This is a genomic window from Microbacterium sp. CGR1, from assembly GCF_051062835.1.
Lineage (GTDB): Bacteria > Actinomycetota > Actinomycetes > Actinomycetales > Microbacteriaceae > Microbacterium.
Window position 1 is genome coordinate 23,452 of the sequence record NZ_JAOTPG010000002.1, and the last position, 18,055, is coordinate 41,506.

Sequence of the window (18,055 nt, forward strand, 5' to 3'; positions counted from 1 at the left end):
GTGGAACCGGAGAACGCGTTGCACTCGCCGGCTCGATCGCCCGACACGGGCGGTGCCTCCGGATGGCGCAGCGGATACTGGTTCGTCCTGGCCCTTCTCGTCGTCACCTATGTGCTGTGCGCGATCCAGGACACGAGCAATCCGAGTCCGCCGGCGTTCCTCGTGCAACTCATCACCGTCGCGGTCGTGCTCAGGGTCACCCGGGCGCATCGGCGTGTGCAGCGCATCGCATGGGCGATCCTCGCCGTGGCCGGCATCGCCGCGATCATCACCTCTGCGCTCGGTACCGAGGGGCAACTGCTCGACGTCGCTCTCTCAGCGGCGTCGATGGTCGCCTTCTTCATCGCTCCCGTGGCGATCATCCGGCATCAGGTGCAGCGCCGAGGACTCGACATCGAGGCCCTGCTCGCCGCGACCGCCGCTTACATCCTGGTGGGGATGTTCTTCACGCTCGTCTACAACCTCGTCGCTCTGCTCACGATCTCCCCCACGTTCGGCACTGAGGTCGTCGACTCCCTCTCGAGTCAGCTCTTCTTCTCGTTCACGACGCTCACCACCACCGGGTACGGGAACATCGTGCCTGCCGCCCCTGCCGTGCAGGCGATCGCCGTGGCGGAGGCGATCACCGGACAGCTGTTCCTGATCACCGCTGTGGCGAGGATCATGCGCGGATCCCGACGTCCCGCCTACGAACCGGCAGCCGTGCCCCGGGCCGAGGAGCAGTCATGAGGAAGTGGAACGTCGTCATCGTGCTCGGCGCCGCCCAGTTCGTGATGGTGCTCGACGGCACCGTGATGAACGTGTCGATCTCGACGGTCGTGAGCGACCTCGACACCTCGGTCGCGGCGATGCAGGCGGCGATCACCTTCTACACGCTCACGATGGCGGCGTTCATGCTGTTCGGCGCCAAGCTGGGCGATGTGTGGGGTCGCCGCCGTGCGTTCGTCGTCGGGTCGTGCGTGTATGCGGCAGGGTCCCTGATCACCGCGCTGAGCCCGTCGGTGGGTTTCCTCTTCCTGGGTTGGTCGATCATCGAGGGGCTGGGCGCGGTCCTGGTCATCCCCGCGATCGCCGCTCTCGTCGCCGACAACTATCGGGGCAGCGAACGCGTCACGGCCTTCGCCGTCATCGGCGCCGTCTCGGGCGCCGCCGTCGCCGCGGGCCCGCTGATCGGCGGCGCGGTGACCACGTATTCGAGCTGGCGCTTCGTCTTCGTCGCCGAGGTCGTGATCATGCTCGTCGTCGTGTTCTGCGCGCGGATCATCACCGATTCGACCCCGCGACAGATGATCCGCATCGACATCGGCAGCGTGCTTCTGTCATCGGCGGGTCTGGTGCTGATCGTCTTCGGGATGCTGCAGAGCAAGACCTGGGGATGGGTGGTCCCGCTCCACACGCCCGAGATCGCCGGCGTCCCTCTCGCGCCGCTCGGAGTCTCCCTCACCGCGTGGTGCATCGGCTTCGGGGCCGCGTTGATCGCACTGTTCATCCGATGGCAGCGCCGACTCCTGCGTGACGGGCGATCGCCCCTGATGCAGCCGGATCTGCTCTCCATCACCACTCTGCGCAGCGGGCTCTCGGTCCTCGGCGCCCAGTACACCGTGACAGCCGGGCTGTTCTTCATGGTGCCGGTGTACCTGCAGATGACACTCGGTCTGGACGCGCTCGAGACGGGCGTGAAGATCTTCCCGCTCTCGATCGCCCTCGTGCTGTTCTCGATCGTGGGCACGACCCTGTCGCGGCGCTGGTCGCCTCGGCGCATCGTCCGCGTCGGGCAATGGGTGCTCGCCCTCAGTGCGGTACTGCTGCTCGGTTCCGTGACGGAGGATCTGCGCGGTGTGCTGTTCGGGGTCGGCATGTTCTTCACGGGGAGCGCGCTGGGGCTTCTCGCCTCGCAGCTCGGCAACGTGAACATGTCGAGCGTGAGCGAGAAGGACACGAGTGAGGCCGGCGGGCTGCAGGGCGTATTCCAGAACCTCGGATCCTCCCTGGGTACCGCGCTGATCGGCTCGCTCCTGATCGGGGCGCTGTCCACATCGTTCGCGTCCGGCGTCGCCGCGAGCGCTCTTCCGTCGGAGGTGCGCGCGACCGTGAGCGCGGCGACGGACCGCGGAGTCACCGTCATCCCGGCGGCCGACGTGGTCGGTCTCGGCGAGGCCGCCGGACTCACCGAGGACGAAGCGACCGAACTGGCCGAGATCTATCGCAGCTCTCAGCTCTCATCGCTGCGAGTGGCGTTCGTCGGGCTGATAGCCATCAGCCTGCTGTCGATCCTGTTCTCACGCGGCATCCCTGCCGAGGCCATGATCCGCCGCCGCGCGGGTGACGACGAGAGTGCACCGGAGAGGACGTGATCAGCGGCGAGGGGATGCCGTGCTCTCGCGCACCACGAGTTCGGTGCCGACGAGGGGCGTCTGAGCCCGGTCGCCACCGTCGAGCTCGGCGAGCAGCGCATCGACGGCGAGCGCGCCGACGCGCTCGGGGTGCTGCTGCACGGTGGTGAGCGGCGGCCAGAGCTGCGCGGCATCGGGCAGGCCGTCGAAGCCCACCACGCTGACGTCTCCCGGGATGTCGCGCCCCGCCTCACGGAACGCCCGCACGACGCCGATCGCCATCTGGTCGTTCGCCGCGAACACCGCCGTGACCGTGTCATCATCGCGGAGTCGCAGTCCCGCCCGATAGCCGGACTCCGCTGACCAATCGCCCTGCAGCGGATCGGGCGCGGTGACGCCGCGGGACTCGAGCGTCTGCCGCCAGGACTCGCGTCGACGCTCTGCGGAGTAGGACTTCGCGGGCCCCGCGATGTGCCACACCGTCCGGTGGCCGAGGTCGAGCAGGTGCTCGGTGGCGAGTCGCGCACCCTGCGCCTGATCCGTGTCGACGAACGGATGCGCGTCTCCGCGATTGGAGTCGACCAGCACGACCGGGAGTCCGTCGGGGATCTCGACCTCGGCCTCGTCGAGCTGGTGAGCCTCGATCACGATGATGATGCCGTCGACCGCGTGCTCCTCGAGTCGGCGGAAGGCTCCGGCCACGGTGTCGCGCGCACTCGACTCCACGGGGATCAGCGTCAGCGCGTATCCCATCTGCGAGGCGCGCACGGCGATCGCGTCGAGGGTGCGCTGGTTTCCGTAGGAGCTGAAGGAGAACATGATCACGCCGATGGCGCGAAAACGACCCGATCGCAGGGCCCGAGCGGCGCTGTTGGGCCGGTAGCCGAGTCGCTGCATGGCGTCTTCGACGCGCACTCTGGTCGCGGCCCCGACGTAGCCACGGGCGTTCACGACGCGTGAGACGGTCTGCCCGGAGACGCCGGCCTCACGCGCGACGTCCTCCATCGACGGGTCTCTCCGCCGCTGCGGCGGCTCTGCCGACTGCTCCGAGGTCACGATCAACCATCCATTCATATGTTGACGTTGACACACTACCAGCGCATCGCATATGTTGACGTTGACACACGGCGCGGTGAGCGCTCGATCTCTAAGAAGGTTCTCGTCAATGACGACTCAAGACTCCGCAGTACTTGCGGGCAACGGCATCCGCCGGCGCGAGAAGCGCGACTGGAAGGGCTGGGCCTTCGTGGGCCCGTTCATGGTCGTCTTCGCGCTGGTGTTCCTGACACCTCTCGCCTACGCGCTGTACCTCAGCTTCTTCCAGGAGAAGCTGATCGGCGGCACCGCGTTCGTGGGGGTCGACAACTATGTGCGCGCACTCACCGACCCCCAGTTCTGGGAGGCGTTCGGGCGCGTCGTCCTGTTCCTCGTCGTGCAGGTGCCGATCATGCTCGTCCTGGCACTGGCCGCAGCTCTCGCCCTCGACAGCGCACGCCTGCGCGGAGCATCCTTCTTCCGCATCCTGATCTTCCTGCCTTACGCCGTGCCCGCGGTCGTCGCGGTGCTGATGTGGGGATACATCTACGGAGACCAGTTCGGTCTGACGTCGAACTTCAACGACTTCCTCGGCAGCGACCTCATCACCCCGTTCGCCCGGGAATGGATCCTGGTCTCGATCGGGAACATCGTGACGTGGCAGTTCGTCGGCTACAACATGCTGATCTTCTACTCCTCGCTGAAGACGATCCCGACCGACATGTACGAGGCGGCATCGCTCGACGGCGCCGGCGCGTGGCGGACGATCTTCTCGATCAAGATCCCCAACGTCCGCGGTGCACTCGTGATCGCCACGATCTTCTCGATCATCGGCAGCTTCCAGCTCTTCAACGAGCCCAACATCCTGCGCCCCCTGGCCCCGAACGTGATCACGACGTACTTCACACCCAACATGTACGCGTACAACCTCTCGTTCGCCGGACAGCAGTTCAACTATGCCGCGACGATCGCCATCATCATGGGCGTCATCACCGCGGTGATCGCCTACGTCGTGCAGCTGCGCGGCTCGAAGTCTGAGGTGCGCTGACATGGCACTCCCCCTCGCTCGCCCGTCCAAGAAGCGCCACGACCTGATGAACCCGCGCAAGTCCAAGGTCCTGCTGATCGTGATGGTCGCGTATGCGCTGTACACGCTCGTGCCGCTCGTCTGGCTGCTGTTCAGCTCGACCAAGACGCAGTCGGGACTCTTCAGCTCGTTCGGTCTGTGGTTCTCCGACGACTTCGCGTTCTTCGACAACCTCGTCGCCACCTTCTCGTACCAGGACGGCATCTTCCTGCGCTGGCTCGGCAACACCCTGCTCTACGTCGTGGTGGGCGCCGGCGGCGCCACGCTCCTGGCCACCATGGCCGGCTACGGCCTGGCGAAGTACCGCTTCCCCGGCCGCCGTGCGGTGTTCGCCGTCGTCCTCGGCGCGGTCGCCGTCCCCGGCACCGCTCTCGCCGTGCCGACCTTCCTGCTGTTCAGCGAGCTCGGTCTCACGAACACGCCGTGGGCAGTGATCATCCCGTCGCTGATCAGCCCCTTCGGGCTCTACCTGATCTGGGTGTTCGCCTCCGAGTCGGTGCCGACAGAGCTCCTGGAGGCTGCCCGCATCGACGGCGCGGGAGAGTTCCGCACCTTCTTCACGATCTCGATGAGGCTCCTCGCACCCGGCATCGTGACCGTCGCGCTGTTCACGGTCGTCGCGACCTGGAACAACTACTTCCTGCCGTTGATCATGCTGTCGGACCCCGCGTGGTACCCGCTCACGGTCGGCCTCAACCAGTGGAGCGCCCAGGCGATCGGCGCAGGATCCCAGCCGATCTACAACCTCGTGATCATGGGGTCGCTCCTCACCATCATCCCGATCGTCATCGCCTTCCTGCTGCTGCAGCGCTTCTGGCAGTCAGGTCTCACCGCCGGAAGCGTCAAGCAGTAGCTCCCGGCATCCCTCTGCACCGCACACGTCGGTCCGACGCTGGACCGCACCCCCGAAAGGACACAGCAATGAAGCACCTTCCCTCCCCGGCCGCACGGCGCACCCTCGCCGTGCTCGCGGCCGGAACCGTGGCAGCGCTGGCGCTGGCCGGTTGCAGCACCGGCGACGCAGGCTCAGGCTCGGCCTCCGGCGACGGCTCGTTCGACTCCGTGGAGGCGGCTCTCGAGAAGGGCGGCGAGATCACGTACTGGTCGTGGACCCCTTCTGCCGAGGCCCAGGTCGAGGCTTTCGAGAAGGAGTACCCGAACGTCAAGGTGAACGTGGTCAACGCGGGCACCAACAACGAGGAGTACACCAAGCTCCAGAACGCCATCAAGGCCGGATCCGGCGCCCCCGACGTCGTGCAGGTCGAGTACTACGCGTTCCCGCAGTTCGCGCTCACCGACGCGTTCGTCGACCTCTCGCAGTACGGCTTCGCCGATTTCGAGGACGACTACACCGCCTCGACATGGAACTCCGTCACCGACGGTGACGCCATCTACGGCCTGCCGCAGGACTCCGGCCCCATGGCCCTGTTCTACAACAAGGCCGTGTTCGACGCCGCAGGCGTCGCCGTGCCCACCACGTGGGATGAGTACTACGAGGCGGCGAAGGCGATCCACGCCGCGAACCCCGACGCGTACATCACCAACGACACCGGTGACGCCGGCTTCGCGACCTCGATGATCTGGCAGGCCGGCGGCAAGCCGTTCGCCACCTCCGGCACCGACGTCACGATCGACCTGCAGGACGACGGGTCCAAGAAGTGGACCGAGAACTGGAACCGCCTCGTCGAGGAGGACCTGCTCGCCCCGTACGGCAGCTGGAGCGACGAGTGGTTCCGCGCCCTCGGCGACGGAAGCCTCGCGACCCTCGTGATCGGCGCCTGGATGCCCGGCAACCTGATCACCGGAGCTCCCGACGGAGCCGGCGACTGGCGCGTCGCGCCGATGCCGACCTACGACGGCACCCCGGCGACGGCCGAGAACGGCGGCGGCGGCCAGGCCGTGACCACGCAGAGCAAGAACCCGGAGCTCGCAGCCGGCTTCCTGTGGTGGCTGAACAACTCGGAGGAGAGCATCTCGACGTTCCTCGAGTCCGGCGGATTCCCCTCCACCACCGCCGAGCTCTCGAGCGACGAGTTCCTCGCCGACGCCCCCGAGTACTTCGGCGGCCAGAAGATCAACGAGGTCCTCGCGGCCGCGGCCGACGACGTGGTCGAGGGCTGGAACTACCTGCCCTACCAGGTATACGGCAACAGCATCTTCGGAGACACCGTTGGTCAGTCGTACCAGAACGGCACCGACCTGAACGAGGGCCTCGTGACCTGGCAGGACGCGCTGGTCGAGTACGGCAACTCGCAGGGCTTCGCCGTCAACAAGTAATCGCACGTCCGGGCCGGACGGGGATCCTCTCCCCGTCCGGCCCTCCCCATCGAAAGCACCTCATCGTGACCTCCTTCTCCATCGGCGAGACAGACTTCCTCCGCGCAGGGCACCCCCACCGGGTGATCGCCGGAGCCCTCCACTACTTCCGCATCCACCCGGACCAGTGGCAGGACCGCATCCGCAAGGCCCGTCTGATGGGGCTCAACACGATCGAGACCTACGTCGCCTGGAACGCGCACGAGCCGCGGCGCGGCGAGTGGCATGCCACGGGCTGGAACGATCTCGGACGCTTCCTCGACCTCATCCAGGCCGAGGGCATGGATGCGATCGTCCGCCCCGGCCCCTACATCTGCGCCGAATGGCACAACGGCGGGCTCCCGAACTGGCTCACCGCCGGCGAGCGCGAGCTCCGCTCCTCCGAACCCACCTTCCTCGCCGATGTGAGCGAGTACCTGCGCCGCGTCTACGAGATCGTCGCACCGCGGCAGATCGACCGCGGCGGCTCGGTCGTACTCGTGCAGATCGAGAACGAGTACGGCGCGTACGGCTCCGACAAGGCCTACCTCGAGGCGCTCGTCGCCGTGACCCGTGAGTCGGGTATCACGGTCCCCCTCACCACCGTCGACCAGCCCACCGACCAGATGCTCGCCGACGGCAGCCTCCCCGAGCTGCACAAGACCGGATCCTTCGGCTCGCGCAGCGCCGAGCGCCTCGCCACGCTGCGCGCCCACCAGCCCACGGGCCCTCTGATGTGCTCGGAGTTCTGGGACGGCTGGTTCGACTGGTGGGGTGGCGTGCACCACACCACCGACGTGGATGCCGCGGCCGCCGACCTCGACGAGCTCCTCGCCGCCGGCGCCTCGGTCAACATCTACATGTTCCACGGCGGTACCAACTTCGGCCTCACGAACGGCGCGAACCACAAGGGCCGCTACCTGCCGATCGTCACCTCGTACGACTACGACGCCCCTCTCGACGAAGCCGGCGACCCGACGGCGAAGTTCTTCGCCTTCCGTGATGTGATCGCCAAGTATGCACCGGTGCCCGACGAGCGTCCCGCCACCGCGACCCCCGCTCCCGTGTTCTCTGCATCGCTCGCCCCTGCGGGCACGTGGACGGATGCCGCGACCGATGCGGCCAAGGCTGAGGCCCCGGCGACGTTCGATGAGCTCGAGCACCTGAGCGCTCTGGTCCGGTACGAGGTCGAACTCCCCGAGGGCCAGGGCGGCCTCCTCGTCACCGAGGAGGTGCGCGACCTCGCCTGGGTGAGCGTCGACGGCCAGGCCGTCGGAACCCTCTCGCGCACACGCCACGACCGCGCGCTGAGGATCCCCGCCGGGCGCGTGCTCAGCATCCTCGTCGAAGAGCAGGGTCGCGTGAACTACGACCACCGGCTCGGCGAGCAGAAGGGCCTCATCGGCACGCCCACCCTCGACGGGGTCGCCCTCACGGGCTGGCGCTCGACGCCGCTGGACGTCGCGGAGATCGCAATGGAGATCGCCTCCAGTGCCGGGGACCCGTCGGGTGAGGCGGGAAGCGCACCGTCCGCGTGGGTGGCCGACTTCGACCTCGACTCCCCCGCAGATCTCTTCCTCGACACCGCGTCGTGGAGCAAGGGCTACGCGTTCGTCAACGGGTTCTTCCTCGGGCGTTATTGGCGCAACGGCCCGCAGCGCACGCTCTTCGTCCCGTCGCCTGCGACCGTCGCCGGAGCGAACAGGCTCGTCGTGCTGGAGCTCGAGCACCTGATCGCCCCGACCGCCGACTTCGTCTCGGCGCTGGCCCTGGGCGACACGGAGGAATAGCGAGACACAGCGGAATGGCGCTCTGGCACGCGCTTCCTCCCAGTACCGTGTGTCTGTGCCGCGTCGAAGGTTCTCCACCCCCACGCCCGCTGCGCGCGCCCGCTATGCGAAGCGACGCCAGGGCCGTCTGGCGAGGGTGGACAACGACCTCACCGCCGAGCAGTGGGCCTCGCTGCAGGAGACGTGGGGCGGATGCGCGTACTGCGGAGCGGTCGACGTCGCGCTCCAACGCGACTGCGTGATGCCGATCTCCCGAGGCGGGCGCTACACCGTGGAGAATGTGGTGCCCGCGTGCGGGTCGTGCAACGCGAGCAAGCGCAACGACGAGGTCACGTCGTGGCTGAGACGAAAGCGACTCGACGAGCGCGCCTTCCTCAGCCGATACGGCGAGATCCTCGTCGCCCTGCGCGAAGACGGGTGACGCAGGTTCGGTGATCCACGCGATTCAGGCGATCGGCACCAGCGTTGCCTCGATCCGTGCGCCGTCGATCACGACCGTCATCATCGTGCACACCGGCTGACGACGGCGGTCGGTGGGCGACCCCGGATTCAGCAGCCGCATCCCGGACGGGGCGACGGTGTCCCACGGGATGTGGGAGTGCCCGAACACGAGCAGGTCCACCCCGGGAAAGGCCTCGTCCATCCGCTCCTCGCGCCGCTGCTTCTGCCCCGTCTCGTGCACCACCGCGACGTCGACCTCCTCGACGGCGAACCGGGCGATCTCAGGCAGCCGATCGCGCAACGTGTGGCCGTCGTTGTTGCCGTACACGGCGTACAGCGTCCGTGCCCTCGACTCGAGCACGTCGAGGGTCGCGACATCGATCCAGTCCCCGGCATGCACGACGATGTCCGCCTCGTCGACGGCCCGGAGCACCGAGTCGGGCAGGCGTCGGGCGCGCGCAGGCACATGCGTGTCGGCGATCAGCAGCAGGCTCGTCGTCACGGTCTTCCCATCTCAGGCGGGCATCGGAGTCGGTTCCGACTCTACGCAGGACCGTCGCCATGACGTCACACGCACCCAGCAAACACTCAGGAAGGCGTAGGATCTGTCGGTGCCTTGGTATACCGGGCCGCAGATCTAAGGAGCAGCATGAGCACGACCACAGCGCCCGCGAATCCGCGCTCGCGCGTCATCACGGCGAGCCTCGTCGGAACCACGATCGAGTTCTACGACTTCTACGCGTACGCGACCGCGGCCGTTCTCGTCTTCCCTGTGCTGTTCTTCCCCACCGGAAACGACACGACGTCGCTGCTCTCCTCGTTCGCCGTCTTCGGCGCCGCGATGGTCGCTCGCCCGATCGGCGCGGTCATCTTCGGCCACTTCGGCGACAAGTTCGGCCGCAAGGCCACCCTCGTGGCGTCGCTGCTCACGATGGGCATCGCGACCTTCATCATCGGCCTGCTCCCCACCTTCCAGCAGATCGGCTGGTGGGCCGCCCTGCTGCTGCTCATCCTCCGCCTCGCGCAGGGCTTCGCGCTCGGTGGCGAGTGGTCGGGTGCAGCTCTGGTCGCCACCGAGAACGCACCGGCCGGTAAGCGCGCCTGGTACGGTACGTTCCCGCAGCTCGGAGCACCGCTCGGCTTCATCATCGCCAACTTCCTGTTCCTCGGGATCAACTGGCTGCTCCCGCACGCCGAGAACCCGGCGCTCAAGTCCGAGGCGTTCCTGTCGTGGGGCTGGCGCATCCCGTTCCTGTTCTCGGCCGTCATGGTCATCATCGGCCTCTGGGTGCGTCTGAAGCTCGTCGAGTCCGACACGTTCAAGAAGGCGGAGAAGAAGGGCGCGATCCGCAAGCTGCCGCTGGCGACCGTGTTCCGTCACCACTGGAAGCAGCTGATCCTCGGCACGTTCATCATGCTGGCGACGTACGTCCTCTTCTACCTCATGACGAACTTCACGCTCGCGTACGGCACGAAGCCGGCCACCCTCGAGACGGCATCCGCCGCCGCGCAGGCCGCGGCGGAGGCGACGGGCAAGGACTTCGACGCGTCGGCGTTCGCCGCGCAGTTCTATCCGGGGCTCGGATTCGGCTACACCGACTTCGTGCTCATGCAGATCGTCGGCGTCGTCTTCTTCGGCATCTTCACCCTGCTCTCCGGACCGATCGCCGACGCGATCGGCCGCCGCAAGCTGCTGCTGTGGGTCACGGGGCTCATCATCGTCTTCGGCTTCACGTTCAACGCCTTCCTGCTCCCCGCGATGGACCCGAAGTTCACCGGCGCTCTGGCGCAGGCCTTCCTGGTATTCGGCTTCATGCTCATGGGTGCGACGTTCGGCCCCATGGGTGCGCTGCTTCCGGAGCTCTTCCCGACGAACGTCCGCTACACGGGCTCCGCGATCTCGTACAACGTGTCGTCGATCCTCGGGGCGGCCGTGGCTCCGCTCATCGCGCTCTGGCTCTGGGAACTCGGCGACGGCGCTCCCTGGCTCGTCGGCCTGTACCTGTCGGCGATGGGCGTGCTGACGTTCATCGCGCTGCTGCTGTCGAAGGAGACCAAGGACAACGACTACGACGAAGACCTCGGCGTCGCGGCGGCCGTCGAACTCTGACACGTCACCTCACGCGAAAGGGCGGCACCTCCTCGGGGGGGTGCCGCCCTTTCGGGTGCTCGGGGTGGTCGTCGGGCTCAGTAGGAGGCCGTGACCGTGCGCGAGGCTCCGTCGAGAGTCATCGTCCCGCCGTAGGGCAGGATCCACTGAGGGCGGGTATGGCCGAAGGGCACCCCCACGCAGACCACCGCGTCGGGGTTGTAGCGGGAGACCGTCTCGATCACGACATCTCGCTGCGCCGCGCGAAGGGCATCGGCCTCATCGCGTGACGGCAGGAACTCGAAGTCGCTCACGGGCGGACGCGCGACGACGACACCCGCGACGGAGGCGAGGATGCCGCGCTCCCCCAGTCCGCGCATCCACCGCCCGACCCAGCTCGCGGACGGCCGCTCCTCACTCGTCTCCAGCAGCAGGATGCCGCCGCGCAGGTCATACGCGGTCGGCAGCCGGTCGGCGAGTGCGAGCCCGTCGATGGACTCGAGGCAACCGCCCCACGTGCGCCCTTCGACCCGCGACGCCGGGCCCGCCCAGGCCCACTCCCCGGTCGGAGTACGGTCGCCGTACTCGGTGAGTGCACGGGGGTCCTCCCAGCGCCGTCCGTTGTCCTCCGACTCGCCGGGCTCCGTGATCTCGACCGTGCCGCCGTCGAGCAGCGCCGCGCGCAACGACCGCAGGTGCACGTCGTCGACCGCGGGCCCCGGGCCGAGGTGTACCGCGGTGGACCCGCCGTAGTACCCGGTGACGCCGTGCTGCCAGAGCCAGTTGAGGACGTTCGTGTTGTCGCTGTAGCCGAGGAAGGGTTTGGGGTCGGCCTGCGCGAGCGCGGCGTCGAGATGCGGCACCACCAGGATCTGGTCGTCACCGCCGATCGTCGCAAGGATCGCCCGGATGCCGGGGTCTGCGAACGCGGCGTTCACATCGGCCGCGCGGTCCTCCGGGCTCGCGTCGAGCTGACGCGTCGTCGCGTACTCGACGGGGACGAGCCCTGTCAGCTCCTGCAGTCTGCGCATCGCCTGCTCGTGGAGCTCCGGCGCGACCGCGGGCGCGGCGAACGCGGGTGAGAGGACGGCGATCCTGTCGCCGGGGACGGGTTTCGGTGCAGCCAGCATCCGCCCAGTCTCGCACCGCGAAGCCGAGGGCGCTCGTCAACATGAATTGACAAACCGACGTGCGTCAACAAGGATTGACGCCGGAGGTCATCATGACGATCGAGACAGCACTGGCACAGGATGACGGCGGCGAGCCGCTCTCCGAGCTCCACCGCCTTGCGGCGCTCCGCACCGAGCTCGCCCGCTCCGAGGAGGCGCAGGTGCGCCGAGCGCGCAACCTCGGATACTCGTGGCAGGCGATCGCGAGCGCACTCGGCGTGACCAAGCAGGCGGTGCACCGCCGGTTCGGCAAGCACTGAGGCGCATACAGCCCATCCACAGAATTCGGCCCTGCACGAAGTACGGTCGAACTACCCCTTTCAGAACGAGGTTCCGCATGTCCAGCACGGCGACGTCACGCCGACGCGGACGCGGCGCGCCGCAGGATGGTCCGCGCGCCACTTTCCGCCAGCTCCTCCCCTTCCTCTTCGAGCACAAGCGCACGCTCATCGTCGTCGCGGTGCTCAGCGTCTTCGGCGCTGCCACCTCGCTCGCGCAGCCGCTGCTGGTCGGACAGGTGATCGAAGCCGTGCAGTCCGATCAGGGCCTCGGCATCCTCGTGTGGGTGCTCGTCGGGCTCGTGGTGGTCTCATCGATCATCTCGGGCTACCAGCACTACCTTCTGCAGCGCACCGGCACCGCCGTCGTGTACTCCAGCAGGCGCAAGCTCATCTCCCGCATCCTGCATCTGCCGATCAGTGAGTTCGACGCGCGCCGCACCGGCGACCTCGTCTCGCGGGTGGGCACCGACACCACGCTGCTGTACGCCGTGCTTACGCAGGGACTGGCGGATGCCGTCGGCAGCGCGATCCTGTTCCTCGGCGCGCTGATCGCGATGCTCGTGATCGATCCCGTGCTGCTGCTGCTGATCGTCATCGTGATCGGGATCTCGGTCGTGGTCGTCACCGCGCTCAGCGGCCGCATCCGCACCGCGTCAACCGCGCAGCAGGAGAAGGTCGGAGAGCTCGCCTCCGGAGTCGAGCGGGCCGTGGGCTCGATCCGCACCGTGCGGGCGTCCGGCGCCACCGAGCGCGAGACCGAGTCCGTGTCGACGCTCGCCTCCGAGGCGTACGGCATCGGCGTGCGGATCGCGAAGATCTCGTCTCTCGTCGTGCCGATCGCGGGAGTCGCGCTGCAGGTGTCCCTGCTCGTCGTGCTCGGCGTCGGCGGATTCCGCGTCGCCGCCGGCACGATCACGATCGCCTCGCTGATCACGTTCATCATGTTCCTGTTCATGCTGGTGATGCCGCTCGCCACCACGTTCGGCGCGATCACCTCGGTGAACCAGGCTCTCGGAGCGCTCGGACGCATCCAAGAGGTGCTGAACCTGCCGACCGAGACGCAGCACGACGACGAGATCGCAGCGACCATCACGCGCGACGCGCCCGCCCCTGACGCACCGGCCATCGAGTTCCGGGACGTGCACTTCCGGTACCCCGAGAACGTCGTCGCCGCGCGCCAGGCCGCAGCGAAGGAGGCGCAGACGCTGCTCGCCGATGCGCACCTCGAATCCGCCGACGACGCGACGGCAGCACCCGAACGCGAGGTTCTGCGCGGGGTCTCGTTCGCGGTGCCGCGGGGCGCTCGCGTGGCGCTCGTCGGCCCGAGCGGCGCCGGCAAGAGCACGATCCTGTCGCTGGTCGAGCGGTTCTACGATCCCACCGGCGGCTCGATCCGCCTCTACGGACACGATGCCCGCACCTACCCCCGCGACGAGCTGCGCGCGCAGTTCGGATACGTCGAACAGGATGCGCCGACACTCGCCGGCACACTCGCCGACAACCTTCGACTCGCCTCCCCTGACGCTTCGGATGCCGAGTGCGAGCAGGTGCTGCGCGCTGTGAACCTCGGCGACGTGCTCGAGCGCAACCCGTCGGGCCTCGAAGCACCGGTCGGCGAAGACGGCGTCATGCTCTCGGGCGGTGAGCGCCAGCGCCTCGCCATCGCGCGCGCTCTGCTGACCGATGCGCCGATCCTGCTGCTCGACGAGTCCACCTCGTCGCTCGACGGCGTGAACGAGCAGCGCATGCGCGAAGCGATCGATGCCGTGTCGACCGACCGCACGCTGATCGTCATCGCGCACCGGCTGTCGACCGTGGTCGACAGCGACCTCATCGTCGTGCTGCAGGACGGCGTCGTCGTGGGTCAGGGCACGCATGCCGAGCTGGTCGAGTCGACCCCGCTGTACCGCGACCTCGCGCGTCACCAGCTGCTTGCCTGATCACGCTGCTCCGCTGATCACGCTGCTTCCAGGCGAAGAAGTACGCGAAGGCGGGATGCCGGAGACCACTCAGCCATGGGTTCGTCTCTGACGTCCCGCCTTCGCGGGTCTGGGAAAGGGTGAGGCGCCGGCTCCCCCGAACCGGCGCCGGTCTGTGTCAGGCCTTGTCGAGCCTGTAGCGCAGCGACGCCAGCTCGGCGCGGAGCGCAGCCGGGACCTTGTCGCCGAAGGTGTCGTAGAACTCCTCGGTCAGGTCGGCCTCGGTCTTCCACGCCTCGGCGTCGACCGAGAACAGCTCGTCGAGATCGGCCTCGGGCACGTCGATGCCGTCGAGATTGAGGTCCGAGACGATGGGCAGGCGACCGATCGGGCTGTCGACGGTGGACACCTCGCCGGAGATGCGGCGGATGATCCAGTCGACGACGCGCGAGTTGTCGCCGAATCCGGGCCACAGGAACCGACCATCGGAGCCCCGGCGGAACCAGTTGACCTGGAAGATGCGCGGAGCGCGGTCGAAACGCAGTCCGCGGCCGACCGTCAGCCAGTGGCCGAAGTAGTCGGCCATGTTGTAGCCGCAGAACGGAAGCATCGCGAACGGGTCGCGGCGCAGCTCGCCGACGGTACCTTCGGCCGCGGCCGTGCGCTCGGACGAGATGTTCGACCCGAGGAACACACCGTGCGTCCAGTCGGTCGCCTCGACCACGAGCGGCACGTTGGTCGCGCGGCGGCCGCCGAAGAGGATGACGTCGAGCGGCACCGCCTCTTCCCAGTCCTCGGAGATCTGCGGGCACTGCGCGGCCGAGACCGTGAAGCGCGAGTTCGGGTGCGCGGCGGGGCGGTCGGAGTCCGGCGTCCAGTCGTTGCCCTCCCAGTCGACGAGGTGAGCGGGGGCCTGATCGGTCAGGCCCTCCCACCACACGTCTCCGTCGGGGCGCAGCGCGACATTGGTGAAGATCGTGTTGCCCCACAAGGTCTCGACGGCCGTCACGTTGGTCGACTCGCCGGTGCCGGGTGCGACACCGAAGAAGCCGGCCTCGGGGTTGATCGCCCACAGGCGACCGTCTTCACCCGGGCGGATCCACGCGATGTCGTCACCGAGCGTCTCGACCCGCCACCCGGGGATGGTCGGTCGAAGCATGGCGAGGTTCGTCTTGCCACAGGCCGAGGGGAATGCCGCAGCGACGTGGTATGCCTTGCCCGCGGGGTCGATCACGCGGATGAGCAGCATGTGCTCGGCGAGCCAGCCCTCGTCACGGGCGATCACCGAGGCGATGCGCAGCGCGAAGCACTTCTTGGCGAGGATCGCGTTGCCGCCGTAGCCGGAGCCGAACGAGTAGACCTCGAGCGTCTCGGGGAAGTGCACGATGTACTTGTCGTCGTTGCACGGCCATTCGACGTCGGCCTCACCCGCGGCGAGCGGGGCTCCGACCGAGTGGACCGTCTTGACCCACGGCGCTCCGTCGGCGATCTGACGCGTGACGGCATCGCCGACGCGGGTCATGATGCCGATGGATGCGACGGCGTAGGCGCTGTCGGTGACCTGGACGCCGATGTGCGAGAGGGGGCCCCCGACAGGACCCATCGAGAACGGGACGACGAACATCGTGCGACCGCGCATCGATCCCTCGAAGACCTCGGTCATCTTCTCGCGCATCTCGGCGGGCGGCGCCCAGTTGTTCGTAGGGCCGGCGTCCTCTTCGCTCTCCGACGAGATGAAGGTGCGGCCCTCGGTGCGGGCGACGTCGCTGGGGTGCGAGCGGGCGAGGTACGAGCCGGGACGCCACTCGGGATTGAGCTTGATGAGCTTGCCCTCGTCGACCAGCCCGCGCAGCAGCCAGTCGTTCTCGGCACGCGAACCGTCGACCCAGTGGATCGAGGCCGGCTGCGTGAGCGTGGCGATCTCGTCGACCCATGCGGCGAGCTCCGCCATGGCGGGAGTGTCATACGTCGGAGCCGTCCCGAAGGTGCGCACCGGTGCGACGGATGCTGCTCGGGGGGTGAAGACTTCGGCGATCGCCATGACTACTCCTTTGAAGTGAGGGGCGTTTGTTTCCATCCTCACCCCCTCCGAACACGACTTTCCGTCATTCATGACGATAAGAATCGTTATTCTTTCGCTAAGATCAAGGAATGGCTCCTTCCGGCATCCACCTCGCGACTCTCGGTCACCGCATCAGGCACCACCGCCTCGAGAAGGGGTTCACACTCGATGAGCTCGGCGCACTCGTCGGGGTCGCCGGCTCGCAGCTGAGCCTGATCGAGAACGGCAAACGCGAACCGAAGCTGTCGCTTCTGCAGGCGATTGCCCAGGCCACCGACACCCAGGTGACGGATCTCATCTCGGGTGAGCCGCCGAACCGCCGCGCCGCGCTGGAGATCGAGCTCGAACGCGCGCAGGAGAGCCCGGTGTTCCGCCAGCTCGGCGTCGCCCCGGTGCGCGTCACCAAGGGCATGAGCGACGAGACGATCGAGTCGATGCTCGGACTGCACCGCGAGCTGCAGCGACGCGAGCGCGAGGCGATCGCCACGCCGGAGGAGGCACGACGCGCGAACACCGAGCTGCGGCTGCGGATGCGCGCGCAGAACAACTACCTCGGGGACATCGAGAAGCTCGCAGAGAAGCAGCTCCGCTCGGCCGGCCACGTGCAGGGCGCTCTCACGCACCGCACGGTGAGCATCATGGCCGACAAGCTCGGTTTCGAGCTGATCTACGTCAACGACCTGCCGCACTCGACACGCTCTGTCACCGATCTCGAGAACGGCCGCATCTACCTGCCGCCGGCGTCGATCCCCGGTGGTCACGGTCTACGGTCGATGGCATTGCAGGCGATGGCGCATCGCCTGCTCGGACACACCCCGCCCACCGATTACGCCGACTTCCTGCAGCAGCGCCTCGAGATCAACTACTTCGCCGCGTCCTGCCTGATGCCCGAGACGGCATCCGTGGCCTTCCTGCAGCAGGCGAAGAAGGATCGCAACCTCGCGGTGGAGGACTTCCGCGACGCGTTCGGCGTCACACACGAGGCTGCAGGCATGCGCATGACGAACCTGCTCACGCAGCACCTCGGCATGTCCCTGCACTTCTTGCGCGTCGATGCCACGGGCGCCATCACCCGGGTCTACGAGAACGACGACCTCCCGCTGCCCATGGACGTCACCGGCGCCGTGGAGGGGCAGCGCGTGTGCCGCAAGTTCCAGGCACGGGCGGCGTTCACCCAGCAGAACCGCACCAACGAGCACCACCAGTACACGGACACACCGTCTGGCACCTTCTGGTGCTCCACCCAGACGGGCGCCTCGACCGACGGCGAGTTCTCGATCACGGTCGGCGTGCCCTTCGACGATGCCCGCTGGTGGCGCGGACGCGAGACGACCGACCGAGCCGTCTCGACGTGCCCCGACGAGGCCTGCTGCCGACGCCCCTCAGCCGACCTCACCGAGCGCTGGAACGGCAAGGCCTGGCCCAGCGCGCGCGTGCACACGCACATGTTCTCGCCGCTCCCCCGCGGCGCGTTCCCCGGTGTCGACGACAACGAGGTCTACAACTTCCTCGGGCGGCACGCGAGCGAGTGATTGATTAAGATATATTCAATTT

15 protein-coding genes are annotated in these 18,055 nt (G+C 67.8%); 11 read left to right on the forward strand and 4 right to left on the reverse strand.

Translation table 11 applies throughout. The annotated features are described in order from the left end of the window. Positions 1–729 carry an ion channel gene (locus tag OD997_RS15100; RefSeq protein ID WP_434332406.1) on the forward strand — a complete coding sequence of 243 codons (729 nt, stop codon included), beginning with the start codon at positions 1–3 and terminating at the stop codon, positions 727–729. Continuing rightward, a complete protein-coding gene (locus OD997_RS15105; protein ID WP_434332407.1) occupies positions 726–2,354 on the forward strand; it encodes an MFS transporter in 1,629 nt (542 codons plus the stop codon). Before OD997_RS15100 ends, OD997_RS15105 begins: the two co-directional genes overlap by 4 nt. Here the strand turns inward: OD997_RS15105 and OD997_RS15110 are convergent, their stop codons facing one another. Continuing rightward, positions 2,355–3,338, reverse strand: a complete 984-nt coding sequence (locus tag OD997_RS15110) for a LacI family DNA-binding transcriptional regulator (protein ID WP_434332938.1) — start codon at positions 3,336–3,338, stop codon at positions 2,355–2,357. A gap of 160 nt (positions 3,339–3,498) precedes the next feature. Here OD997_RS15110 and OD997_RS15115 point away from each other — a divergent pair, with 160 nt between their 5' ends. From OD997_RS15115 to OD997_RS15135, 5 genes are all read left to right on the forward strand, one after another. After that, the gene (locus OD997_RS15115) at positions 3,499–4,416 is read left to right on the forward strand and encodes a carbohydrate ABC transporter permease (protein ID WP_434332408.1); all 918 of its coding nucleotides are present in this window, start codon (positions 3,499–3,501) and stop codon (positions 4,414–4,416) included. A gap of 46 nt (positions 4,417–4,462) precedes the next feature. Then, positions 4,463–5,308: a carbohydrate ABC transporter permease gene (locus tag OD997_RS15120; protein WP_434332939.1), complete on the forward strand. Its 846-nt coding sequence runs from the start codon at positions 4,463–4,465 to the stop codon at positions 5,306–5,308. Positions 5,309–5,376: 68 nt separating this feature from the next. Next, on the forward strand, positions 5,377–6,732 hold the full coding sequence (locus OD997_RS15125; RefSeq protein ID WP_434332409.1) for an ABC transporter substrate-binding protein: 1,356 nt from the start codon (positions 5,377–5,379) through the stop codon (positions 6,730–6,732). 65 nt (positions 6,733–6,797) lie between these two features. Beyond that, a complete protein-coding gene (locus OD997_RS15130) occupies positions 6,798–8,540 on the forward strand; it encodes a glycoside hydrolase family 35 protein (RefSeq protein ID WP_434332410.1) in 1,743 nt (580 codons plus the stop codon). A gap of 55 nt (positions 8,541–8,595) precedes the next feature. Beyond that, the gene (locus OD997_RS15135) at positions 8,596–8,961 is read left to right on the forward strand and encodes an HNH endonuclease (protein ID WP_434332411.1); all 366 of its coding nucleotides are present in this window, start codon (positions 8,596–8,598) and stop codon (positions 8,959–8,961) included. Positions 8,962–8,985: 24 nt separating this feature from the next. Here the strand turns inward: OD997_RS15135 and OD997_RS15140 are convergent, their stop codons facing one another. Next, positions 8,986–9,483 (reverse strand): metallophosphoesterase family protein, encoded by a 498-nt coding sequence (locus tag OD997_RS15140; protein WP_434332412.1) that lies wholly within the window; start codon positions 9,481–9,483, stop codon positions 8,986–8,988. A 147-nt stretch (positions 9,484–9,630) separates the two neighbouring features. On the opposite strand from OD997_RS15140, the gene OD997_RS15145 reads away from it, so the two are divergent. After that, positions 9,631–11,091, forward strand: coding sequence for an MFS transporter (locus OD997_RS15145; RefSeq protein ID WP_434332413.1), 1,461 nt, complete (start codon positions 9,631–9,633; stop codon positions 11,089–11,091). Between the two features lie 77 nt (positions 11,092–11,168). Here OD997_RS15145 and OD997_RS15150 read toward each other — a convergent pair whose 3' ends face one another. Further along, positions 11,169–12,200, reverse strand: coding sequence for a S66 family peptidase (locus tag OD997_RS15150; RefSeq protein WP_434332414.1), 1,032 nt, complete (start codon positions 12,198–12,200; stop codon positions 11,169–11,171). 92 nt (positions 12,201–12,292) lie between these two features. On the opposite strand from OD997_RS15150, the gene OD997_RS15155 reads away from it, so the two are divergent. After that, entirely contained in the window at positions 12,293–12,499 is a 207-nt protein-coding gene (locus OD997_RS15155) for an AsnC family protein (protein WP_434332415.1), read from the forward strand. Positions 12,500–12,576: 77 nt separating this feature from the next. Then, positions 12,577–14,460 (forward strand): ABC transporter ATP-binding protein, encoded by a 1,884-nt coding sequence (locus OD997_RS15160; protein WP_434332416.1) that lies wholly within the window; start codon positions 12,577–12,579, stop codon positions 14,458–14,460. 157 nt (positions 14,461–14,617) lie between these two features. Here the strand turns inward: OD997_RS15160 and OD997_RS15165 are convergent, their stop codons facing one another. Then, positions 14,618–16,480 (reverse strand): phosphoenolpyruvate carboxykinase (GTP), encoded by a 1,863-nt coding sequence (locus tag OD997_RS15165; RefSeq protein WP_434332417.1) that lies wholly within the window; start codon positions 16,478–16,480, stop codon positions 14,618–14,620. A gap of 110 nt (positions 16,481–16,590) precedes the next feature. On the opposite strand from OD997_RS15165, the gene OD997_RS15170 reads away from it, so the two are divergent. Next, positions 16,591–18,033 carry a helix-turn-helix domain-containing protein gene (locus OD997_RS15170; RefSeq protein ID WP_434332418.1) on the forward strand — a complete coding sequence of 481 codons (1,443 nt, stop codon included), beginning with the start codon at positions 16,591–16,593 and terminating at the stop codon, positions 18,031–18,033. Positions 18,034–18,055: the final 22 nt, after the last annotated feature.